Raw genomic sequence first — 24,450 nt, forward strand, 5'->3', positions numbered from 1 at the left:
ATTCCTTTTAATTTAGATCGTTGTCCCCTTGGCTAGACACCGATGTGGGATACTCTCTCACAACATAAAATGATGATAAAATAAATGATAGCACGGTAAACCCCTGAATCACAGAAGCACCAACAGCCGACAAAACACCAGCCCCAATAGCAACCTTTACCATCAATAGTGAAAACTCACTTCCCTGACCTAACCGTGAACCCAACTCCCAACCCAAAGGCTTTGGTTCTCCCACTTGCACCATGAGAATCCTAAATACATATGGCTTAAAAAGCAGCATGGCCACAACCAAAACACAAACCGTCATATATATCTCGTTGACCAAACTAAAATCATACATCGCCCCAACAGAAAAGAAGAACATCACCAAGAAAAAATCACGTAATGGTTCTAACGATTTGGCCAAATATAACGAGACTCGACTATCCGATGCAACAGCAACACCTGCAATAAACGCCCCCATTTCATGCGAAAGACTCATCACTTCACTTAACTGAGCCATTCCCAAACACCAAGCAATCGCCAACAAAAATAAATACTCACGATTACGCTCAAACTGATCAAACAGTGGCGACAACACCACTTTTTCTACAGTGAATGCCACCAAAATCAAAAACGGTAAGCCTAAAATAGTCAGCCCTATAGAGCCACCAGTCTCATTACCCCCTAGTCCAGGAATCATGAGTAGTGCCATCATCGCAATTAAATCTTGAATCAATAACACCCCAATCATGAACTCCCCGATACGCGTATTATGCACAAGGCCACTCGGCAATAACTTCAAGGAAATAATGGTCGACGAAAACATCATTGACAACCCTAAGACAATACTGTCTAAAGAGGACAGGCCAAACGCCATACCAATGCCATACCCAAATGTTAAGAATAACACCGCACTCGCTATGGTTACCCAACTGGTGCGTTTCAAGGAATACAACATATTCATTGGATCAAGATGCAGTCCCAGCAGGAACAACAAGAAGATCACTCCCGTATTCCCAATCTCCTCAACCATGCTCGCATCAGGAATGATATTTACCCCCCATGGACCCAATAAGATACCCAGAAGAATATATGCGATCATTAATGATTGTCGAGAAAACAACGCAAAAGTGGAGAGAACAGCAGCTCCAAAAAATATTGCAAACATTATAAAGAGAAAATTACTGTCTAACATCCCTACACCTTCTAAAATACATGGGGTGGTTAACCTATAAGCCGGGTTCTGTCTTGTGCAGCCATTTATCTAGGCCATTTATCACTAAATGGCTCAAGCGATCTACCCAGGATATGTGCTAGCAACACTACCTTGCTTGATCTTGCTCCAGGTGGGGTTTACCCTGCCATACTGATTACCCAGTATGCGGTGCGCTCTTACCACACCATTTCACCCTTACCCAATCAATAGGCGGTTTATTTTCTGTGGCACTTTCCATCAGTTCACACTGCCCAGGCGTTACCTGGCACCCTGCTATATGGAGCCCGGACTTTCCTCTGGTAACCCAGCGACTGCCCAATCAACCACTCCCATTAACAATGTACACTATGTTTTATAAAATGAACAGTGCATATATGTCATTTTTCTAATAAAAATGCATATACTTCCGACTTAGACACACCATGTATCTTCGCACAAGCCCCCGCACAATCAGAAACAGACAAATAGGACCGCAATATCAGCGCATCCTCTTGCCATTTAGGCACTGCTTTTTGCCGATGAATCACCACACAAAACTCACCTTTTAAAGCATCTTGTTGCATCATGGCAATCACGTTAGAAATACTACCTTTGTAATAGCTTTCAAACTTTTTACTCAGCTCTCTCATCACACACACCAGATGATCAGAACCATAAACTGCCTGTATATCATCACACATCGCTTGAATACGATGTGGTGACTCATAAATAACACCACACATCCCTGACTTTTGCAATGTGGACAATTTACCCTTTCTTGCAGCTGATTTTGTTGGCAAAAAGCCTAAAAACTGAAAAGACTCTGCTGGAATACCACTTAAAGCCACTGCCACCACCAAAGCAGAAGGCCCTGGAACAACCGTCACTGGCCACCCCTTTTCCTGCCAGCTCGCTACCAACTGATAGCCTGGATCAGAGATACAAGGCATCCCTGCATCAGTGACCAACCCAATCCTCTCTCCTGGCAGTTCTTCTAAATGCTGGGTAATATGCTGCTCAGTTTTTTGCCAATACCTCACCAACTTTGGCAAAGGAATCTCTAAAACCTGATAGAGTTTCTTGGTCATACCGATACTTTCACATAGTACCACATCAACAAAAGCCATTGCTGAACGCATATGATCTGACACATCTTGTAAATTACCGATGGGGGTTGGAATAACAGTTAACGTCTTCATGCGCCGGCTCCAAAATTTATATCATACCTGATAGTGCAAAAACTTCAATTGAGCCATGCCAGAATAATTTTCTTGCTTGACCATTTAGCCAATATATTGAATCTTTTATCAAAGTCCAGTTTATGCTCATTTTATACCACCATGATATTTCTGCGCCCTACCACTTCTTAACACTCTTTTCTCTGAATGACTCACCGTAAAAATCATGAATCAAAAGCCTCTTTCGGTCAACAACAGGGTCTGAAGTGTCACATCCAATAATCCTATTAGCCATTCCACGGGTAACACCCCCTTACTGCAAAATTGCATTAACAAGATAACCTCCACAAAACTCAAGCGACGCTTCTGTTCCGCCAGCATTGAGAGAAATGGCGGTAAAGTGTTGCTCGACTCGCTTAGCCTCTGGTCCTTCATCAGCATATCGCTGTGGTCTTTTGATTGATCTTCTCATCATTTTTCTCTTTGTACTTCCTTAAAACCTAGTATCATTTTTATATACTTTCAACGACTTATAAACATAAAACCGATACATGACACAAATTATTGACAAAAAAAAGAGGAGCAAAGCCCCTCTTCTTTTAAGCCGTGAAGCTTATTATGCAACATCAACGTTGTATGTCGCAGCAATTGAAGTTGTCACTTCAGCATCAAGTACTTTACCCAAACTGTCAGCAGGGAAAGCAAATCCTGAACGAACATTAATGCCAAATTCCTCATTTAGACGATATTGAACATCAGAGATGATTGATGGTGAGATAGACACATCAGAAGTATCATCAGCACGATCAATTTTAGCACCAACACCAATAGCTACTTTAACAGGAAGAACCGCAACATTCTCTGAAGTTACCGGTGTGAATTGACCCAATACATGTGCAGTTGCAGAAATTGCACCAGAAGTTCCTGCCGGCGTTGAGAATGCAGTGACACCAGCAATGACGTTGGTTGTTTCACTAACTGGGAAAGCATGCTGAGCACCCACCTGAATACCAATCACAGCATCGTCAGAATGCGTCTTAGCTGAAACTGCAGTTCCTGCTTCTACTTTGATGTCGCTAGCGAATGATGCAGATGCTAACAAAGCAGCAGCCGTCATAGTTAAAAATTTCATTATAAATCTCCATTAATTAATTTAATTACTTTGCGGTATATTACCATACACTCAAGGATCACCAATGCCGAAACCAAAAAATCAGTTAACCACAGTCATTCTAATTAATTAAAATTATGCTTTTTGACACTGGTAAGTGAAAAGAATTTATCACATCAAAAAATAGATCACAACACATCCATTGAAACAATATTCACTATTATAGGGAAAACAACCAGATAAATTAGCTATCAGCCCTATAAACCATGGCAATCGTACCATAGACTGCATACTTGGAAGGGGTAATAGCTACGGCAGTACCTGGACCGTCACCAGATAGGGCAACGAACGCATTCTGTGCATAAAACCGCCCCCCAAGGTCCAACTCTAAGGCCCAGGTCATTAAAATACCTACCGCAGAAGATACCCCCACATCCGCATACCAAGCCGAATGTTCCTCTGCCTCATCACTAACTATGTGATAACCATACCTGGCATAACCACCCCCAGCGTGCACCGACACCAAGGTGGCGGGATTAAACAAAAAACCCAATCGGCCAGAGCCTCCCATGCTATATTTATACTGACTATTAAATACCACGTCTTGTGTAACAAAAAACTCCACATCAGTGAATCCGGATTCTACAAAAAATTGCCCACCAGTCACCCACAGATCACGCTCCCGCAAATACGAGGTGCTAAGGCGAACAAGCGGCGCTGCCGGCTCACGAAGTATAGTTGTAGATACAGCTCCATCATCTTCAAGTTCAAATTCAAAATCACCCGCAGGCGCTAAAGCCCCACCATGCACAGCAAAACTCCACCCCGAAAATTGTGAGGGTATGTTGTCAAAGACATCATCAATCCCAAAAGCACAGGCACACACGGCGACCAAAAAAATACGTTTTAAGACCATCATAGACTCCTCAATTTTACCCATTTTAGCAAACCGTGCCCTTCCAAGCTATAAAAATTTTATATTATGATAACGTATTATATGGTAAACTATCACGTTTTAAACGACCAAATCACATGCCCATCACACGATTTATTGCAAACCTTATTCGGCTACCATTCTTCCCACTAAGACTGATATGGACAGCTTATCTCTTCCCCCTTCAATTTAAAAAGGCCTTCTCCCAAAGACCCACGCACCCATTCAACATTAGGGATGCTCAAAACAACACCAACAACATCGATATCTTCATTCCCGGACGAGATACCGACCCGACACTTATTCAGCACGATGCACCTGATGCCTTTTTCTTTCACAAAGGTGCTCAGCTACTGTGCTTCCCACCCCCTAGCTTCAGCCAACCATACTTCCCCCTGTCCATAACCTCCTGGTCTGAGAGCATTCGAGAGTATATTAATAAACAGCCTGCTGATAAAACAATATACCTTGTGGGGCACTCACTTGGCGGCTTAGCCACAGGGACTGTTTACCCGAACCTCAAGGATATCCCCAAGAATGTTCATATCATCTTCATCAACAGCTTCAAAAGTTTATTTCATATTATTTGGTACAACAAAACTGCAAACATTACCCTGGGGATGTTTCAAATCCTCCCTGCTGCAATAACCATGTTTATATTAGGACTCACGAAGTACAGTGGGATTGTCCTGGCATCATCCATATTTTTTTCCAGCACACTTGCCATCTTACTGATGGCCAAACTCTACCACTATCTCATAACGGAAGAACGGTGGGCAATCTGGCAGCTAGATTATCGGTTTCTACAGTGCAATCTTCCTAGAAGTGCAATAGAACATTCTGAAGTTCTTCCCCTCATGCCCTATAATAATCAAATTCTCAATGCCTTACTGTGTTTACCCAGACTGGGGCTCAAGATTGCCTATTTAAGCGTCATTTTATTGTATAACGGTGTCGTTAACACCACAATCTGGACACTGCATCTAAGTAGCTTTCTATTAAATAGCCTCACAATTTGGCTTATGGACTGCCACCACATCATCTCCTATAGCAACGAAAACCAGCCTCTTTTGACTCACAACATCACCACCTTTCAAGCACAAGACGATCCTATCATTCCTAAAGACGCGATGCTGTCAAAATACATTGGTCGGGATAATAAAAAAGAATCTGAGCAGATCGCCAGAGATCACGGCGTCTCAAATGAATTACTAGAGGACATAAGAAACTCTCTGTAGAAAATGCCGCGGGAGGGACTCGAACCCCCAACCTATCGATTACAAATCGATTGCACTACCAATTGTGCTACAGCGGCAATTAACAAGCATTTTGCCTCCTTAAACTGCCAACGTCAAGCCTATTTTAAAAAAAATGCGCATTGAATCATTGCATACCATTTGCAATCTCACCTAAAGCACCTTAAACTGTCTTTAATTGTTTTAATACCGAGCCGTCATATGACCTCAACCTATCCTTGGATCATCAACATATTTGTTTGGTTTCTTCCAGTTCTTACAGCTATTAGTTGGCGTGAAGCCATCAAAGCATGGGTGTGCCACTACCGAGGGGACTCAACCGCAAAAATGGCCGGACTTGGCTCATTTTCACTCATGAAAAACTTAGACCCAATAGGTTCAGCTCTTGCGCCTTTTGTCTTAATTATTCGTCATATTGGTTTCATCTATGCCTGGGCAAAACCTTTAGATATTAGACCCAATTACCTGAACCGAGGCACCTTTGACGTCGGCTTGATTGTGTTCGCAGGAATCGCTTCAAACTTCATCATGGCCATAGGCTGGGCATGGATTGGCTACATTGGACAGCACTTCATTCTTAATCCTAATGCCGCAAAATATGTGACTATGGCGGGCAAAAGTGGGGTATCCATCAACCTACTGCTATTTTTAATCCACATGATTCCCCTACCACCACTAGACATGAGTCAGCTTGTGCGCTTCTATCTCCCAAGATACATAAAAGCCTTCTACATTACGGTAGACTCAATAGGACACTACCTCATCTTTGTCATCATCTTCCTAAAGCTTGAAGAACCCTACCTCATGCCGATCATGAAGGCGCTCACCGACTACTTATACTCAATCGTAGGATTTTCTCTTTAGTACGCTTTAGCAATCCAGGCAATGGTGTTGGTTGCATTGCCACTAAAGACACAAAGACCTTCTGTCTCACTTTGCGTCAGGCAACGAATCGAAGCCTGGTGATCCCCCAGTAACTGCTCATCTTCCGCACTACCTGCGTAAAACACTGTCACAAAACCACTGTTGCCAGATGAGAAATGATCCATGAGCGCTTCCTTATTGTCAACCACAAAAGTATTGTCATTCATAAAGTCCTGTGCGCGCTGGTACATGGTATGATGAATATCTTCTAGTAACTCTGGTATTTGCATGACTTGATCTAAAGGCAGAAACTGCTTCTGACCGTAAGCCTGATCTCGCCTTGACAAACAAAACTGACTCTTATCCAAATCCTTTGGACCAATCTCAATCCGAATGGGCACACCTTTCTTCACCCACTCCCATGCTTTTGCGCCACCACGCAAATAATCCCGCTCATCAATCATCACCCTCAAAGGCTTTTGATCAAAACTCAAGCCATCAAGTGCCGCTTTAAACTCTTGTACTGCCTCTGTCACTTTGGGATCATTCTTGGGGTTAATCGGTAAGATGACTATCTGAGTTGGTGACACTTTAGGTGGTAGCACCAAACCATCATCATCACCGTGCACCATCACAATGGCACCAATCATTCTGGTGGTCAATCCCCAAGATGTTCCATGGGCATGTACCAACTGGTTATTCTCATCACTATAGCTAATATCATAGGCTTTAGAAAAGTTTTGTCCCAAGTCATGCGATGTACACCCTTGCAGTGCTTTACCATCTTGCATTAATAATTCTAATGTATACGTATGATCTGCACCAGAGAAACGCTCTAACTCCGATTTTTCACCAGCAATAGATGGCAGTGCCAACTGATCTTTTAAAAAGACCTGATAACACGCTTGCATCTCCAAAGAAAAGGCGTTGGCTTCAGTGGCGGAACAATGAAACGTATGACCTTCTTGCCATAAAAACTCTGTTGAACGCAAAAACAAACGGGTTCGCATCTCCCACCGCACCACATTGGCCCATTGGTTCAACTTCATCGGCAAATCACGATAAGAATGTATCCAGTCTTTGGCCAATGGCCCAATAATCGCTTCTGATGTTGGCCTAACTATCACCGGCTCCGTTAATTCTCCATCAGGCACCAATTGACCATTTTCTTCTTTCAAACGAGAATGGGTGACCACCGCACACTCTTTGGCAAAGCCATCAATATGCTTGGCTTCAGATTGCAAAGCATCCATCCCTACAAACAAAGGGGCATAAAAATTCTGAGCACCTTTACGTTTGATCTCATCATTTAAGCCATTCTGAAGCAACTCCCAAGCACCATAACCCCAGGGTTTTATTACTTGAGTCCCTCGCACAGCACCATGGCCTGCTAGCGGAAGAACAACTTCCTGATACCAATTTGGGAAATCTTCTTGTCTGGTAGGAGATATTGCAGTCATAACATAAACCTATAAATTTACAACCATTTATCCATAGTCTTGAAAAATAGTCAAGCAATGTTAATGAAAACTGCGTTACATTCGATCTAGAAATATATATTGACATCAATACAATAATTTTTGATACTATCAAAACATATGTGCTAATGGAGATGGCCAATCATGAAGAAACTCTGCCCTGTAATACTCGGATTATTCTACTTCACATCCTTTCAAAGCCAGGCCATAGGGAAAATTTCCATCAAGCCCAGCATCAGTATCTCTCAAAACACTCGCTCTGTAAACGCCACCTTTGAAAACGCCTTCTTTGGGACAAGATATAGTGAAACGGACCTTGGGGCTACCAAACTAGACCTAAAAATATCGAAGTTCATTCAAAAACCGTTCGGAACATCCGACGATAGCTCTTATGGTGGTAGCAAGTCTGAATACCAACTCCGAGGAATGACGTATCTTGCCTCTGACGTAGATAGCACAACAGATAGCGACAACGATAACAGCCCAGATGGTAAAGCAAATACTAAAAGAACACACCTTGAAAACCAAGTTACCGGTAATTGGTCATTATTTAAAGCCGGTACAAATGAACGAGCCGACAAAAACTATGCTGTTGATGGCTCAAACCTTAAGTTTGTTTCTGTAACAGGAACTGAGAAATTGGAACCTGTTACGTTCTCCGAAGACAACAAAAAAATAGATACCTCATCACCATCTGTAACGGTCTCAGGAGTATCCGGAAGTGGTACAGAACATCCAAAATACCAGCTTAGCTCGGGCGGAGATTCTAGGGCCCAATCTGTTACCAGCGGTGACGCGTACTACGTCATTTTGAATGAGCCCGGTGACGATGACAGTAATGGTGTACCTAATCCGACTAACGCCTCAAAACTTCTACAGATGGGTATTGCAGATACTGGTTTGCAGGGTGAGGGTAACCTTGGTGAAGTGACCGAGTCTGGTAATACCCGCTACTATGGTTTAAGTATCGGTGTGATGGCAGACATCCAGTTATCAGAAGGGTTTCACATAGCCTTAAAATCTGACTTATCCGCCCCAGTAGAGACTGTTGAAAACCAAGCCCGCCATGTAACCATCAAACCCGAGCTTGACGCATCACTTCGCGCTGGTCTTTTATTGGGCAATGCCAATGGATCTATTGGACTCTTGTATGGCATCACCCATGATCGGTATACAGTGGATATAAAAAGAGTGTCTAACGAGTCAGACAATCCCGGTACCAACATCCAAAGCTATGAGTTCACAGAAAACTACCTCAGCCGTGATTTGGTGGCCAATGTGAACATTTCTGAAGACATCTCAGCATTCTTTAGCGCTCAGTTGTCTGAAAACAATACCTCATTAAATATCAATAATGGTACTGCTGACGATACCAGCACAATTCCTTCACCAATGAATCAGCGCTTCTCTATTGGCGTTTCACTCAATTACTAACCGCATAGGAGATTTAAATGAAACACGCCTATCATAGCCTATTAGCCGCCACAGCTTTGATCAGCCCTTTGTCGTCTGCAAAAGCATTCTCCTTTAAAGTCAATGTGGGTATTGGTGATGTCAATCAAGAAACCAAAGCACTCTATGCGATGGCATATGATGATATGAAAGCCATTGAGCTCATCAGCGTCTACAAAAGTAGCCCGGAACGGCTTAACAAGTACCCCACCTATAATAACGATGAAAAGACAATCAATATCATGGCTTCGGACGTATATATTGTAGATAGTAACCCATCTTCCGAGGCCAGGAGTGACATTTATTTTATTCCCTATAACCAGGAGACCGTTGAGGTTTCTAGTAATGATGTAGAGCAGAGAACACTCCTCATTGACAGGTCCGGAACATCAACAAATGCTTCCGCTTATGAGACGGGTGAGATTGAGATTAAATCCAGTGAAAATTTTACATTTGTACCACCAGCTGATGCAACCACCTATTCAGCCGTTAATGGCACAACTAGTGATTACGCCATTATTCTTACCACAGCACAATATGATGCTCTCGTAACCTTAAAAGATGACTTATTAAAAACGGTGCAAGCTCAAGGAAAACATACCTATGCCTATCATGAATTTACGGATCTTCATTCAGGGCTTTATGTTGAATATGACTACCAAGTGTTGACATTATTTGCCTCGCTAACAGGACACTATCCACTACCTGCTGACATTCGAGAAAGCAACCCACTGGTCACCTTTTTACCAAAAGCCAATTTTGATGCATCTATTGGTGCAGCTATTGACTACAAAAGTGGAAAAATTGGTGCAGCATTTGGTTTATCACATCTTAGAGGGACTCTCAGCATGCACAAAGAACAGCTGGGTGACGTCGTTGCGCCCCATATTAACTATAAGAGAAGTTATATGCAGTCAGAGGATAATGCTGCGAATAACACTTCTGGAACAACCTACGAGGTTGATGAAGCCTTGTACTTTGCTGAAATCAGTGCGAGCACCAATTTACAACGGGTAGATGGATTATCAATATTTGGTAAATATCGTGTTGGGATGTCCATGACCGAAAATGATACCAACGCCAATAATACCAGCAACACGACTAAAGATTACTTAAGTCATCGCCAAGATTCAATCTCAATTGGCTCACACTTTGTGATTATGTAGCACCTGTACACATACTGTTTATTGGTAAATATTCTATATTTTCATGATATTTGCTTGAATATCCTTTAGCATAGCATTAGAATCCCAACAGGTAATTATCAAGTATCAAGGAGCCAATATGCTATCGACAAAAAGCCTAGGGATAACGACTATTGTCATTTCATCATTTTTCACTCAGGCTATTACCATATCTGCCAATATTGCAGGTGGTACTGAGCACGTTACATTAGAACATCGAGTGGCTTTTAAGCCGCGTTATACTACAGAAACTGCAAAATACGCAACCATTTATGGCAAAATATTGCCCAATCACAGTCAGCATGTGGCCTCTGCAGATGTCAGGGGGGAATATCAGTATTCAGACAATATGGGCTTTTATGGTGCGATTGGTGCAGTCATGCCTGTTGAAAGTGAGCATACGATCTCTCAAGGTTCTTTTCAAATTCAGCACCATGTGCGACCAACATTACAGGTCGGTGGGTACTATAAAATACAAAGTGGGTCTTATATTGAAGCCGGTGCCAACCTTTCAAGGTTACCATTTGACTTAAAAACAACACAGTCAGGCGGTGTTTTCCCTAGCTTTGACATTGAGACCAATGACTTAGCATCATACACCCTCAATGCCAATATTGGCTTGTCATTGCCCATCTCGGAATCTTTGTTAACCACCCTCTCCTTTGGGTACGGACTGGGGTTTCAAGATACTGCGCTACCTGTTGCCAGTGACATATCCATCAATAACGTCACTCTTTTGGTGGAGCCCACAGATACGACTAATCCCAAGCTCGGTAACTTAATGTCTGGTAAAACAGCTTTGACATTAAATCGCATATCCATAGGGGTTCGATACAATATTACTGACATCTATAATTAATGGAGACAACTATGCTATCACGAGGATACAAAACAATTTCACTATTGGGAACATTAGCCTTACTAGCACCTCATAGTATCGCCAAACTTCATATTCAACCTAAAATTGGCTTCATGGCTTCTATGCTACAACTGGGACAAAGCGACAGCCAACTATTACCCCACCATGCAGAAGACAGTTTAATATTTAGGACATATGGCGGTGAAACTAAAGACGGAGATGGAAAGGTAACTAACATCGCGCCCTCACAAGGTGCAAATGCGGCATACTTCCCTGAAGAAAATGCCTTGCCAGGGAGTGTTTCAAAAGACAACCAAGATGGCGCATCACTGTTACAGTATTATGCTGGGGTGCAGGTTTCATACCTTGAGGAAAACCTTAGACCATCTGATAGCTATCAGTTTGCACCAGTGATTAATGCATATGTCTTGGTAGAAGATGGCACCCAAGCCAACATATACAGTGGCGCTTACAAACTTGACTCCTTAACCACAGGAGGCGCTGATATGGGGCTTTTAATCACCAACAATGGCAATAACCTTCAACTCGGTGCGGGTGGCCGTTTCTACCGAGGCGAAATTTCTACAGGTGATTTATTTCAAGCCATGAAATTTGTTAACTTGGATCAGACTGGCGTTGTATATAACTCTGTCAAAACGCTGTTCGCAAAAGAAGACAATAAGCCCTATACTGCAACTATAACCCCCTTATTTATGCCTTATGCCTATGTAGAATACTCAACAGAAGTTGGTGATGTGGCCATTGCTTTTATTAAAACCAGCTACGGTTTTGAGAGCACCCCTGAATTTGATGACCTGCCAGATACAACAACGCAAATGTTTTCTGGTGATGCTGAGTCATTTGCAAGTAACTCTATATGGCAAATTCACTCAGCTGCTGTTGGCATCCAGGCAAGAATGTTCGACGAATAATGTACTGCTGCCAGGCGGGTTAATAACCTACAGCCTGGCACTATCATTCAGTGGGGTTTCCATCGAAAATCTTGTTTTAACATGAGGTGTGGTATCTCCGGATTGTATCATTTTATCAATTGCGGTAAATGCTTCACACTTTGCTTGCTTAAAACCCCCTATCACTTCTAAGTTAGGTTCAATCACTGCCAACTTGATACCTTTCTCTTTAGCCATTGCGCCAATTTTAGCATACAGCTCTTTTTTAGTATGTGGCTGCAACCCAGATAGTGCTTCATCCAAACATAAGTACTTATATTGGCGTTTTATCGCCTTAAACAACGCTACAAGCGTGTGCATGATATCACTTTGACCATTAGAAGGAGGATTATCTGGTTGCTCATTATGCAGAGCTAACAGCAAAGAACTCTGATACGTGCCTTTTAAAATCTTAGACGTACCATTTAAAAAGTTATAGAAGAAGTCTCCAAATTGGGCATAATCAACCTCGTACGTTTCACATAAGACAGAACCGTATGCTGCTCCTTTAGGCCATTCAACAATTAAAAACTTGCGATGACTCACACACAATGCCTCACCAGTCTTAAAGTAACCTTGTACATCAGCCATTTTTCCACCAACACACCAATACCAAGCTAGCGTCTTCCGCCAAGCCATTGGTCCAAAAATATTAATTGGGTCGTTTGTTTCAAGAAGACCCTTATCTATTTCAACTGCATTACCGGGTATGCTTGCACGGTAAGGCTGACTACTGAAACTTCGACTATCAGAACTAGAAACGGCTGTACTATTTAAGGATTTGCTCACTTGTTTCCTTGTTGTCAAAAACGGATTGCTTTTAACTGAAATGTTTAATTTGCCACACAAGACAACAATAGGATACTCAACCGCACTTACCATATAGATAAAGAGTCGTGAGTACCATGTCTTCGGATAGTAAAACACCAACACCGGGAGTATTGATGCGGCTAACAGTAGGCCCTGAGCTGCTGTACTGGTCAGTACCCCCATCAACATTGGATATAAAAATGCGACAAGTAGTGTATAAGACAGTATGTGCATCCAATCAATCTTCAAGACATTCATCTGCTCAGGTACGATATGCTCTTCATGTGCAACTTGGTTCCAGACTTTTTCTAAAAGGACCACATCACTATTAATATGCCCTGTTAGAATGGGTAAATTCAGCAAACTTGCAGCACAGGTGGATACAATGGCCATATGTGGCATTAACGACAACACCTGCCCCAAATTCATGACGCCTTGTGTCATCATCCAAAAGAAATAGATATAATAACTGTGATTGGTAATTAATGCGACCACTTCAGACAACAGCTTCAAATACTTTTCCCAAAAGTTCATGACCAAATTTTTCCACCATAAACGCTTGGTAATACTGCGAAGCCTGGATTTTACAACGGGATACGCATTAATGGCCTGGGTCATTTCAGATGTGGCTGGACTGCGCATCAGTGTTTGTTCTCTACTAGCCTCTGATTTCGCTTGAGCATATTCACCTCTTTTAACTTGAAGCACACATGTGACACCATAGTTAATGCCTTTCGCAAGGCCGCCAACGAAAAATGAAATGAATATCATCCCACTGCTGACATGCATCGCTGCATATGAACCATAGACAAGTACAATAAAGAAGTAATGCACAAAAGCCACTATATGCTTTACTGCCGCTGGGATTGCTTGATCATAGGCCCGTAGAATATCATTTTTTTGCTCTTCTTGCCCCTGAGGCTCATGCTCAAAACGATTTTCTAAATAATGTCTCAATGTCAACACAGAATACTCTGTCACATAGCTGACATATAACTCTGATATAAACTTGAACACACTTGAGAAAGAGGAAACGATAAAGCTTAGGCCTATACATAATCCCATATAACCAAAACTTGCAGACGCCATCTGCCCCAGTAATGAACGCCCAATTGATAACTGCACATAAGCGGCCAGCCCGGCGCCTCCCATGCTGAGTAATGACAGAAAAACCACCATTGATATCACAAAAGCATAATCACTTAAGCGAACATTAACGGCGTCATCTTGTTGATTCTGCTTATATGAAATAGTGACCATATACACCAATTTATCCAGCGTTTGAATAAAACTCTGTTTAGAGACTTGCTTCTTAATGTTGGATGTCTTTGTTCGCCAAATACTTTTAATTATTGAGAAAAACACTTCATTTTTTTCTGAGATACTTACTTTTTTTTCTGGAACATCGCTTCGCATTTAATTCTCCTAAATCCAGTCCTTCATAGTAGCACTTTCCCAAAACCGATACAAGATCATCTCGAGAGTTATTCGATCGTTGTGTTCACCATTAAGGTATACGCCAAAGTCCCTATTAAAGCAGTTTCTTTTGAAACTCTACCTTCTTGTATCAAACCCTTAATCTGGCTATTTTCAAGATTATCTGGATTGGCTTGCAATGCTTTGTTTTTGGGCAAGGTTCCGTTAAGCATTAACTGAGATACCACTGGGTTTTCTAACTTTTTACGCTGATAACACGGTAATGATAAGACTTCAGGTAATGAAAGCATACCCGCATGAATCAGTTTTACAAGCTGTTCATTCACAAAAAACAATAGCAATACTGATGAAAAATGCTGTGTCCACCTAGCCATAGATTCTGGTATCGCTATTTTATATTTTTCAAGCCACGGCAAAACACCCAACCCAAAAACAACCCCCAAAGATACGATGATCTTAAGCATAATAACGACTGATATCATCGCTATGAGTTTATCAAGTGTGTAGAAAATGTGTCCTAACATAATTATCTCAACTAATTGTTCTATCCATGAGCAGCATTATAATCAAATACCCCGATGATCTCAAGACAATCTCTCAATCATCTGGCCATCATCCCACATCGCTAACCTTACTGGGATTTCTGCGACAGCTAATAGTTTAATAAACAATGGAAAATTAACACATATTGGATTATAGTATTTAGCAAACACCATCGAGATCATGATGCACACATTAAAAAACTATATATACCAATCGATTCAACCCTACTGGAAGCTGGTGATCTTTTTAACCATATGCTTATTGTATGGTAGCATGTTTATGGTTCTCTCCCCCTACCTTTTAAAACAGATCATTGATGCAGCATCAACACACGATGGTATAAGCAGCAACTTATGGCCTCATATGAGTACTTGGGTATATCTTTATTTAGGGAACTGGGCCATTGCAATGGTGGCTTTTAGAGGGATGGACTGGGCTGAATTTAAAATCTACCCCAATATCCGAAAAGACATTGCACTCAGTTTATTGAACTATTTACTTGGGCAATCCCACCACTACTTTCAAAATAACTTTTCTGGTAATTTGTCAAACCGTATCAATGATATGCACAATGGTATCGTTGGCATATTAAGAAAAATTGATCATGCTTTTTTCAATATCATGATGATCATCATTGCCATCCCCATGTTCTTTTTTACCCATACCTCGATACTGATACTATTCACAGCCTGGGTTACTCTCTTCTTTCTGGTCACAGCACGATTTAGCCGAGATATTCTACCACTAACAACTGAATTTGCAGAGCATAAATCTCAACTTAACGGGCAAATTGTTGATACACTCTCTAATACCAGTACGGTGAGAAGCTTTGCCAATGAGGCTTTTGAACAACAACGCATTGGCGATGTCTGCCAGGGGGTTGTACAGTCAGAACAAACCATGCGGAAAAAAATCCTGATGATGCGCATGTGGCAAGATATTTTATCAGCCTTAGCTCTTGCTACGATGTTTTACCTATTGGTTCAACTTTTCAGCCAAAACCTTATTACCATTGGTGACTTTACCTTTGTCTTTAATCTATTTATGAATGTCTTTGTCATTATCTGGCAACTATCAGGTCAATACGCAGAATTTTCTGAAGAGATTGGTAAATGCACTCAGGCTCTTGAAATTATAAAAGAAACCCGAGAGATTGAAGACGCCGATGATGCGACTGTGCTTAACACACAATCTGTAGAGATTGCGTTTGAGAATGTCTCATTCCAATACAATGCCGACAAGACACTCTTTACTGAGAAAAATGTTCATATAGAATCCCGTGAAAAAGTCGGCTTGGTTGGCTACTCAGGGAGCGGAAAAAGTACCTTTGCCAATCTAATTAGCCGACTATTTGACACCCAATCTGGACATATTAAAATTAATGGCATCCCCATTAAGCAATTGACCCAATCTTCATTAAGGCACCATATCTCTGTCATTCCACAAGACCCGGGGCTATTTCATCGAAGTATTTATGATAATATTTCCTATGGAAACCCGGAGGCTTCTTTAGAGGATGTGATACATGCCGCAAAGCTCGCCCACTGCCATGAGTTCATTCAAGAACTTCCGGAAGACTATCAAACCATGATTGGAGAACGTGGTATCAAGCTCTCTGGCGGACAAAGACAACGTATTGCTATTGCGCGAGCATTCCTAGAAAAAGCGCCCATACTCATTCTCGATGAAGCCACCAGTGCGCTAGATTCAGTGACAGAAAAAATGATTCAGGACAGTCTCGACCAACTCATGAAAGACCACACTACCATTGTCATCGCACACCGATTATCCACATTGGCACAAATGGATCGCATTCTTGTCTTTGACCAAGGTGTGATCATTGAACAAGGCTCACATGAATCTCTATTAAACAAAAACGGCGCGTATGCCAAGATGTGGCAGATGCAATCAGGTGGTTTTTTACCTGAAGATGGTAACACCTAATTGAATATCTTTATTTTAGGACAGCCTTTAATCACAAGGCTGACCAAAAAATTTATCTGCAATTATTGATAATAAGACGGTGGCCGTTCATTACCAGGTTCTGGTGGTGCACTAGGCGCTGGTGGTGCACTAGGAAGGCTTTCAAGACGCTTACCCAATTCTGTAAACTGTGTTATTGACCTTTCTTCTAACTCTGTTTGAACTGCATTCATAACACCTTTTAAGGCCACTTGAGCATCCTCGGTATAACTTTGGAAATATTGATACCCAGCATAGAAACAACCTGAAATCAACAATGCAGAACCCACGCCAATGGCTACAAAAATTGGCTCTGGATTAAAGAAGTTTAGTATGGCCGCACCCCATAAATAATTTGCAAGAACGCCCACTACCAATATCGCCGCAACCGTCAATACAGCAGTCAGTACTTTCTGCTGAGAACATTGTTGCCATATCTGTTGTATTTTCTCTTTTTCAAGCACCTGTTCATTTGCGACTAAGTACGCTGGCTTAAATGTTAATGACTTAAGCTCTACGACAGGAGGCTGAAAAATCGGTTTCACATCACTCTTGCGCACCGAAGTACTCTTGAGCCACTCAATTTTATCTGAAATCTCTTTTTCTTGTGCATTTATTTTATCTATCTCATTCCTACATGCCCTCATCGCAGCACTTTTTTCTGATATTTCAGCCGTAAACTGTAGAATACGCGCTTCTATCTCTGAAACAGACTGGTTCGCCAAATCTAGGGCAGCTGTCAATCTAACATTCGCTTTATCAATATCAGCAATATCCCGGAGATACATGTCTTCCGCAGGACTCAAACATGCTTTTTGAGACTTAAGCGTCTTTTCTGCTGTCGAATAACTTGTTTGTAAATCTTCTAACTTGTTACAAGCAGCTAAAATCTCACTGTGTCTAGCACCTGTGATATGACCGCCAAACTGATCCCTTATAGATTCTAGTGACGACATTTTTTTACAACCAGTCTTTTGTGCCTCTAATAATTTAATGTTCCGACCAGATTCTTCTCGCTCTCTTTGGATTCGCATCATCTCAGCACTAGGACCTTCATCCTTGATTGACTGTATCTCTGCTTGGTAACTTGGAGCTTTGAAGGATCCAGACAAACGTATAGATTGAATCTCACCCTTATTATCAGCAATCCTTTGCATTTCAGGGGACACTGATTTTAGTAACGCATCTTTCTGGCTTTCAAGTGTTGCACGAGCCCCTTGTGCTGTTACTAGCTCATGGGGTGTCTGTGTTTGAATGCCCTCAATATCAGCCTCATAGCCTCTCCTTTCTAAACGCTTTGCATTTGCCAAACCTTTATTACCATCATTCATGGCTTGAGTTTGCTCGCTTGAGGCTGCACTGATTTTTTCTCTTAAGACTGCAACTCTCTTATCTTTCATCTGAGCATCAGCTATCTTTTGGGCCGAAATAATGACTTCTTGATCAGCAATTTTGCTATTCATCTCGCTAAGTTTAGGCGCATTGGTCTTTTGATGTTTGCTAAAAGCTTCTGAATATTCTTTGCGATTTTCATCTAACAGCCTTCTGATAGAGGCCTCCTTCAAACCCTGTTCTACAGTTTCAGCTGCTATCAAACCTTCATACTTCGCAATACGAGTGGCTTTATCAGCCTCATCCTTTGAACAAGCCACTGAATGGTCAGCTTCTAATTTGGTTAACTTAGCCTTGCTTTCTCTGATACGACAATCAAACCCTTCAAGCACTTCGCCCTTAACCTTTTGCGCCAATACTTTAGACACTTCTTGTGCATCATTCCGCTCTGATTTTATACTCATTAAATCATTCTCTAGCCCTAACACGCGCCGCTCAATAGCATCTTTCTCAGCTTCCCAAGCTGCTGTTCTAGACTGGTGTTCTATTTGCTTCTCTGATAATTGTCCTTGAAAACTTTTTTCATAACTAGAGCCTTTGCCCTTGCCTGCTTTAGCAGCAACATATGGCTTCATCAACGCTTCTAACTCCTGCTTCTCACCTTCTGTAACCTTATATGTAGCATCAAGCGTCGCCTTAGAATCAGACATTGTTTGCAGCGTATCATTCAAGCGCTTAACTTCAGCTTCAAATCTAGAGTTTGCCCGGGCATCATCAGTTTTTCTCCACATCTGGAACTGATAATTTATTCCATCAATAAAGTCTTTGTGCATCACATTTGGCCTATCATCCGAAAGCGCGCTCTCTATCCCCTCTCGCCCACTGGCAATATCAAACGGAACACTTACCGAATCTTTAAAACAACCATTTTTTGCCGATGTCGAATAACGCTTCTTACCTAAGCGACAGGATATTTCTTTATTACCACCAACAAAGAATGTTTGTGCGACCTCAACCTCTAGCTCCCCAACGATCATTTCTTGGAACTGTTGAAGATACCCCCAAGTTGGCGCGGCAAAGTGCATGGGAGCCTCTATCTTATAACTCAGCGTATTATCGAGCACTCTGTAATCCTGCGGCATATTGTATTCCTAAATTTTAATATATTATATCCGACCTAAATCATAAATAACAGAATATTAGAAAAAAACATCCATAATAATTATTTACAACAACTTAAAGACGGCGCTGGCTTGTATTCATATAGTCATCTATCTGATAACTCACATCGTCAAAAATCTCTTGGGATAATTTAGTTGCTGGCGCCACCAATCTTTGATCCAGTTCCCTGCTCCAATAATCAAAGAGCTTGTGACTATACTCTAAGTAACTAAAACCCGAATAAAAGCAAGCAGCCCATGAAATACCCATGACAAGCTGCTCAACAAGACCAGTCCAAATAGAAGCTTGAAACTGCACCATCAGAGTAGGAATCATTAAAGGCATCAACCAGGAGAGCGTCAACCCAGCAACAACCGTTAATGAAACAACAAATAACTGATAGGCTCTTTGCTTAAAATGAATCCACCTTAAGCCGACAACTTTTAATTCTTGTGCAAAAATCGCATGACTTGACGGTGCTATTTGAATCTCAGCATTCTTACAATGGTAATTTTCAATAGAGAATTCGTACCGAGGAGGCGTCCAATTATAAGGATAACGTTCTCGTAATTGACTCACTTCCAACTTTTTTCTCTGAGGATCATCTACCGTTATACGATTCATCAGCTCTTTGTAGGCCCTATTATACTGCACCCTATCAGTCATTCGGCAGTATTTTATCGCATGAATAAAACCTGATTTTATGTCATCATTGACTTTGGCAACACTGACAAAACCCTGATCCTGAATCACACAATCAGTCACAGGGACGACTTTAGTCACACCCATAGCTCTCGCACTGGACTCATACACATTGCCTGTCACTCTACATGGAACCTTTTGCGTATTATTAAAGGAATATCTCGCAGTATACTTACAAGAGTAACTGACTTTAATCGCAGATCTTCGAATAATCTGCAATAACTCTGCTGTTAAAGGCGTTTTACTACCTTTATATGAAAGACCTGTTTGCGAACTTAGGATCTCTTCAACGTCCACTTGTTACCACCTTATAATTACATTAGTTCCTAAAATAGCAAGGCTAGGCAATAATAGCAACCACTATGCAGCACCACGTAAAGCTAATTACTGATGCGGCCATTAGCGCACTAGCGTTATACAGAAAAAACCCTCATTAACTATTTTTTAATTGACAATGTTGCGTTATTTAGCATTATGTTTTGCTAAAAGCGCTTAACGGACTACCTTCTAGTAGGTATACTGCTTTCAATTAATGAGAGTTATGTTATGAGCAGCACCAAAGAACGTATTATACATGAAGGTTGAAACCTGATACAAAAACGTGGTTACCATGCTTTCAGCTTCAAAGATATTAGTCATAAAATTGGTATTAAAACAGCAAGCATTCACTATCACTTTCCAACAAAAACGGATCTAGTTTTAGCCATTGTCACATCTCAAAAAGCAACCACTCACCAATACCTACAGCACTTAATTCATCATGAGAGTTTAAGTGAAAGAGAGAAAATTGAAGCGTTATGCCACAGTATTCTATCGACCACATTTTTAGAAGAAGAAAAAATGTGCTTGGCAGGAATGCTAGCTACGGATGTCCTTACTCTTGATGAGCCTATCGAAAAAGCTGTTGCAGATCTCATTGAAACAATCAAGCTTGGCATAGCGCAAATCATCCAATATGGTATTAAACAAAAAGAATTTAACCCTAACACTCACCCTGAAAGCACTGCTTCTGCTTTAGTCGCTGCAATTGAAGAGTCACTAATATTAACCCAACTTTTTAAGGATGAAAATACTTTTAAACATGTCATGGACGTCATACTTAACCGCCTATTATAGGCTTTTTTTAAACATGCACCTTCCTATCGATAGGTAGTGGAGATACTATTATGCAAACATCACATCCGATACTTTGGGACCTTAGCTTATCACCTTATGTCCGCAAGGTCATTGCTGCTCTAGAAGAGAAGAACCTTAATTATACACTTAAAGAAACATTGCCTATAGCACTATTAAAGGCCACCGGTAAACCTATAGACCTTAGCTTTTCGAATGCCAGTCCTTTAGGTAAAATACCCGCACTTCAAGATGGCACTACTTCCGTTGCTGATTCTGCTGTCATTGCTCAATTTATCGACAAAAAATATTCACAAGGTACTTCTCTTTATCCTAGCGATCCAAAGGCGTTAGCAAAAACCTTATGGTTTGAGCAATATAGTGACAATATTTTGAGCAGTGTAGCCTATTCAAAAATATTTATCGAAAAAATCATCAAACCCAATGTTCTTAATATAAGCACTGATGAGAGCATTGTATCACATGCCATTGAAAGTGAGCTTCTTAAATGTATAAAATATTACTGGGAACTTCTTTACCAGATCTAACAATAGCTTTAAACACTTAGTAGCAGACTTCTATTGCTATTTTTGTAGCAACATGCCTCGAACATTATCTAGGTGAAGATAAGGTTTGATATTCTTTCAACTCAGTCTTATCATGAATACAATAATCTATCCGATTAAGAAATCTATTGGTAAAACCTACGCTTTTACCAATAGGAAAACTAAAGACTTCTATAGATGACATACAATCCCAGTACATATGAGGCAAATCAGGACTCACATCTGGGTAAATTTAGGTGTTGGTAGTGGTAGCATCTATATATCGATCAATTTAGCAATAAAAACAACGCTACTTTATCTGAAGCATATACCATAAGTTTTAATAGAATTGCAAATGGTATGATTCTAGTATACAATTTTCATATGGAGAAAAGTATGATGAATAAAATATTAAAACTTATGTACAGTTCAGTTATGTATATTATGTGTACGCTTATACCTGATATTTTGAACTTGCCACTTATAGTTCCTTATGGCTTAGGTTATTTAGCCACAAAATTCATAGGGAATATTAGATCTATATTTAATATGGATAATACATTAGTTATCGGGGCAAGTTATGCGTTAGAAAGACACCAAAACGGATCTCATCCTTTAGAGAAGTGTGAGTATGATCGTATTACTAATGCAATAGGTGATCCTTATTATACCTGTATTGGTAGTCAAGAATATGCACCTTATGTAAATATCATGGGCGTTAATGTTCAATTATGGCAAAGACATCCAGTATTAAAAATGAACTGGGATCATAAAGATTTTTTCAAGGATATTAAATGTTACTTTGCTGGAAAGAAATTTGATAAGATTGTAATTGATTTTAGTGTATCTAAGATGATGATTTCTAGAAGCCCGTTATGGACAGCTTTTATTCGTCAACATCTTTCTCAATCAGGTGTTGTTATATTACCTGAAGATTGTGAAGCGTGTATAGGTGAGCCCTTATTAAATGAGCATATTACATGTGAACTTAATGAAGAACTTACCGTTAAAATGGCATAGAGATAGTAACTCTTGATAGCATTTAACATTATATAATTGTCTACTTTTATTGAAGTTAATCCATATCAAAAGTAGCTATTTATCTTGTCGCAACATAGCGTCAAAATAGATCATTAAATAAACTGAGTTGATATACCCAGAAGCTAGATAGGGCATATGAATCTATGGCTCTACTTAATCAAGGTGATATAATTCTGTCAGTATTTTTCATATCACTTTTATAATGACAAATACGGAACCTCTAAGCTGTAATCAGCCCCCCCATTGATGGCTTAATAACCAGGCTTTATGACGTTCGGTACTAAATACACTATGAATGGACCTTAACGATGATAATATCCTTTGACTGAATTGTTTATTGTATTCATCTCTAAATAAGTAGGCTTGTGCTTTGGTGAAACTGGGGTGCATATAGTGTTGGAATATTACATAAGGGGGGTCTGCTCTTTCACCTTAAAGTAAAGCTTCTGTTATTTTAGGGTCTTTAGGTTAAGAGCATACGATTAAGGAGTTTTCACAGCGTACCCCCATACCAATTCCTTCTTGCGTTTTTCTATACCAAATAAAATCATCACAAAAATCTGTTGCCCCACCCACTATCATTTGATGCTGTTGATTATATATGCAATCCTCAATAACATCTTGTTAATCAGCAATTGCATGGTTAGCTCTAGCATATGTTTCAGGGTCTTGAAGCGCTTTTATGTAGTCTCTCTGCTACTAGTAAGAAATGGAAGTTTTAGAGCGCTTATTAATGCTGAAATCTACTGTTCTGCTTTAACAAATGATATCCACACAGAATCGTCATTATCTTTAATTATATTGCGAGTCTCATGTAGTAATTTAATACCCTCATCTGCCTCATATCCTGCATGCATATCAGAATTTAAATGTGAAATATTTATAGAAGCTACACCTTCAACACATTGCATGTATTTATATAAACCCACAGCATCACTTTTAGCACCAGAGAAATAGAAATGGCCAAGAGACTGATATAGTTGTGGACTATCGAAACTATTATCGATAAATACAGGATATGCTTTAAGGTTAATAACCTTTAGTGCTGAACTTCTATCAATAAAGCTATTTTCAAGTGAGGTTCTAGCATCAAAAAGGGACTCTTTAGATATGCCTTTTTTCATATTATCTCAAAAATTATTAGGCAAAAAAAAACCCGCCACAAGGACGGGTTAAAAAACAAAAGCCTGGTGATGACCTACTTTCGCGCAAAGCACTATCATCGGCGTAAAGTGGTTTCACTTCTGAGTTCGAGATGGGATCAGGTGGTGCACACTTACTATAGTCACCAGGCAACCTTAGCAATTTGATGATAGTCTGATTGTTATTGAATGAGCAATTTAAGACTCACGGTTAATTAG

Annotated in this window: 21 protein-coding genes, 1 tRNA gene, 1 rRNA gene and 1 other RNA gene; 10 read left to right on the plus strand and 14 right to left on the minus strand. The window is 40.6% G+C overall.

Annotated features, from left to right (window positions below; translation table 11 throughout):
* Window positions 1–7: 7 nt before the first annotated feature.
* The 6 genes from MKS91_RS01675 to MKS91_RS01700 form a co-directional block, all read right to left on the minus strand.
* On the minus strand, window positions 8–1,177 hold the full coding sequence (locus MKS91_RS01675) for a cation:proton antiporter (RefSeq protein ID WP_258569107.1): 1,170 nt from the start codon (window positions 1,175–1,177) through the stop codon (window positions 8–10).
* A 21-nt stretch (window positions 1,178–1,198) separates the two neighbouring features.
* An RNA gene (gene rnpB, locus MKS91_RS01680) (RNase P RNA component class A) lies at window positions 1,199–1,525 on the minus strand.
* A 50-nt stretch (window positions 1,526–1,575) separates the two neighbouring features.
* On the minus strand, window positions 1,576–2,376 hold the full coding sequence (gene rsmI, locus MKS91_RS01685; protein ID WP_258569108.1) for a 16S rRNA (cytidine(1402)-2'-O)-methyltransferase: 801 nt from the start codon (window positions 2,374–2,376) through the stop codon (window positions 1,576–1,578).
* A 292-nt stretch (window positions 2,377–2,668) separates the two neighbouring features.
* A complete protein-coding gene (locus MKS91_RS01690; RefSeq protein ID WP_258569109.1) occupies window positions 2,669–2,830 on the minus strand; it encodes a hypothetical protein in 162 nt (53 codons plus the stop codon).
* Window positions 2,831–2,971: 141 nt separating this feature from the next.
* Window positions 2,972–3,487: a hypothetical protein gene (locus MKS91_RS01695; RefSeq protein ID WP_258569110.1), complete on the minus strand. Its 516-nt coding sequence runs from the start codon at window positions 3,485–3,487 to the stop codon at window positions 2,972–2,974.
* 223 nt (window positions 3,488–3,710) lie between these two features.
* Entirely contained in the window at window positions 3,711–4,385 is a 675-nt protein-coding gene (locus tag MKS91_RS01700; RefSeq protein ID WP_258569111.1) for a hypothetical protein, read from the minus strand.
* Between the two features lie 113 nt (window positions 4,386–4,498).
* Between MKS91_RS01700 and MKS91_RS01705 the strand changes: the two genes are divergently transcribed.
* Window positions 4,499–5,638 carry a hypothetical protein gene (locus MKS91_RS01705; RefSeq protein WP_258569112.1) on the plus strand — a complete coding sequence of 380 codons (1,140 nt, stop codon included), beginning with the start codon at window positions 4,499–4,501 and terminating at the stop codon, window positions 5,636–5,638.
* 4 nt (window positions 5,639–5,642) lie between these two features.
* Here MKS91_RS01705 and MKS91_RS01710 read toward each other — a convergent pair.
* Window positions 5,643–5,715: transfer RNA gene (locus tag MKS91_RS01710), tRNA-Thr, on the minus strand.
* 142 nt (window positions 5,716–5,857) lie between these two features.
* Between MKS91_RS01710 and MKS91_RS01715 the strand changes: the two genes are divergently transcribed.
* On the plus strand, window positions 5,858–6,520 hold the full coding sequence (locus tag MKS91_RS01715; RefSeq protein WP_258569113.1) for a site-2 protease family protein: 663 nt from the start codon (window positions 5,858–5,860) through the stop codon (window positions 6,518–6,520).
* On the opposite strand, the gene proS is transcribed toward MKS91_RS01715, so the two are convergent.
* Window positions 6,517–7,980, minus strand: a complete 1,464-nt coding sequence (gene proS, locus MKS91_RS01720) for a proline--tRNA ligase (RefSeq protein ID WP_258569114.1) — start codon at window positions 7,978–7,980, stop codon at window positions 6,517–6,519. The genes MKS91_RS01715 and proS overlap by 4 nt on opposite strands.
* A 162-nt stretch (window positions 7,981–8,142) precedes the next feature.
* On the opposite strand from proS, the gene MKS91_RS01725 reads away from it, so the two are divergent.
* The 4 genes from MKS91_RS01725 (at window position 8,143) to MKS91_RS01740 (ending at window position 12,425) form a co-directional block, all read left to right on the plus strand.
* Window positions 8,143–9,432, plus strand: coding sequence for a hypothetical protein (locus MKS91_RS01725; RefSeq protein WP_258569115.1), 1,290 nt, complete (start codon window positions 8,143–8,145; stop codon window positions 9,430–9,432).
* Between the two features lie 17 nt (window positions 9,433–9,449).
* Window positions 9,450–10,616, plus strand: coding sequence for a hypothetical protein (locus tag MKS91_RS01730; RefSeq protein WP_258569116.1), 1,167 nt, complete (start codon window positions 9,450–9,452; stop codon window positions 10,614–10,616).
* A 118-nt stretch (window positions 10,617–10,734) separates the two neighbouring features.
* Window positions 10,735–11,493, plus strand: a complete 759-nt coding sequence (locus tag MKS91_RS01735) for a hypothetical protein (protein WP_258569117.1) — start codon at window positions 10,735–10,737, stop codon at window positions 11,491–11,493.
* 11 nt (window positions 11,494–11,504) lie between these two features.
* Window positions 11,505–12,425, plus strand: coding sequence for a hypothetical protein (locus tag MKS91_RS01740; protein WP_258569118.1), 921 nt, complete (start codon window positions 11,505–11,507; stop codon window positions 12,423–12,425).
* Window positions 12,426–12,452: 27 nt separating this feature from the next.
* Here MKS91_RS01740 and MKS91_RS01745 read toward each other — a convergent pair whose 3' ends face one another.
* Both MKS91_RS01745 and MKS91_RS01750 read right to left on the minus strand, forming a co-directional pair.
* Window positions 12,453–14,669 carry a hypothetical protein gene (locus tag MKS91_RS01745; RefSeq protein WP_258569119.1) on the minus strand — a complete coding sequence of 739 codons (2,217 nt, stop codon included), beginning with the start codon at window positions 14,667–14,669 and terminating at the stop codon, window positions 12,453–12,455.
* A gap of 68 nt (window positions 14,670–14,737) precedes the next feature.
* Window positions 14,738–15,214, minus strand: coding sequence for a hypothetical protein (locus tag MKS91_RS01750; RefSeq protein WP_258569120.1), 477 nt, complete (start codon window positions 15,212–15,214; stop codon window positions 14,738–14,740).
* Window positions 15,215–15,413: 199 nt separating this feature from the next.
* Between MKS91_RS01750 and MKS91_RS01755 the strand changes: the two genes are divergently transcribed.
* A complete protein-coding gene (locus tag MKS91_RS01755) occupies window positions 15,414–17,177 on the plus strand; it encodes an ABC transporter ATP-binding protein (protein WP_258569121.1) in 1,764 nt (587 codons plus the stop codon).
* Between the two features lie 62 nt (window positions 17,178–17,239).
* On the opposite strand, the gene MKS91_RS01760 is transcribed toward MKS91_RS01755, so the two are convergent.
* Complete coding sequence (locus MKS91_RS01760; RefSeq protein WP_258569122.1) at window positions 17,240–19,669, minus strand: hypothetical protein; 2,430 nt, start codon at window positions 19,667–19,669, stop codon at window positions 17,240–17,242.
* Window positions 19,670–19,763: 94 nt separating this feature from the next.
* Window positions 19,764–20,687: a hypothetical protein gene (locus MKS91_RS01765; RefSeq protein ID WP_258569123.1), complete on the minus strand. Its 924-nt coding sequence runs from the start codon at window positions 20,685–20,687 to the stop codon at window positions 19,764–19,766.
* A 345-nt stretch (window positions 20,688–21,032) separates the two neighbouring features.
* On the opposite strand from MKS91_RS01765, the gene MKS91_RS05360 reads away from it, so the two are divergent.
* From MKS91_RS05360 to MKS91_RS01780, 3 genes are all read left to right on the plus strand, one after another.
* Window positions 21,033–21,506 carry a TetR/AcrR family transcriptional regulator gene (locus tag MKS91_RS05360; RefSeq protein WP_425248420.1) on the plus strand — a complete coding sequence of 158 codons (474 nt, stop codon included), beginning with the start codon at window positions 21,033–21,035 and terminating at the stop codon, window positions 21,504–21,506.
* 50 nt (window positions 21,507–21,556) lie between these two features.
* Window positions 21,557–22,051 carry a glutathione S-transferase family protein gene (locus MKS91_RS01775; protein ID WP_258569125.1) on the plus strand — a complete coding sequence of 165 codons (495 nt, stop codon included), beginning with the start codon at window positions 21,557–21,559 and terminating at the stop codon, window positions 22,049–22,051.
* 393 nt (window positions 22,052–22,444) lie between these two features.
* Window positions 22,445–23,068: a hypothetical protein gene (locus MKS91_RS01780; protein WP_258569126.1), complete on the plus strand. Its 624-nt coding sequence runs from the start codon at window positions 22,445–22,447 to the stop codon at window positions 23,066–23,068.
* Window positions 23,069–23,832: 764 nt separating this feature from the next.
* On the opposite strand, the gene MKS91_RS01785 is transcribed toward MKS91_RS01780, so the two are convergent.
* Window positions 23,833–24,213, minus strand: a complete 381-nt coding sequence (locus tag MKS91_RS01785; protein WP_258569127.1) for a hypothetical protein — start codon at window positions 24,211–24,213, stop codon at window positions 23,833–23,835.
* Between the two features lie 61 nt (window positions 24,214–24,274).
* Window positions 24,275–24,382 (minus strand): 5S ribosomal RNA (gene rrf, locus MKS91_RS01790).
* Window positions 24,383–24,450 lie beyond the last annotated feature (68 nt).

This window comes from Candidatus Synchoanobacter obligatus, from assembly GCF_024259865.1.
Lineage (GTDB): Bacteria > Pseudomonadota > Gammaproteobacteria > Comchoanobacterales > Comchoanobacteraceae > Synchoanobacter > Synchoanobacter obligatus.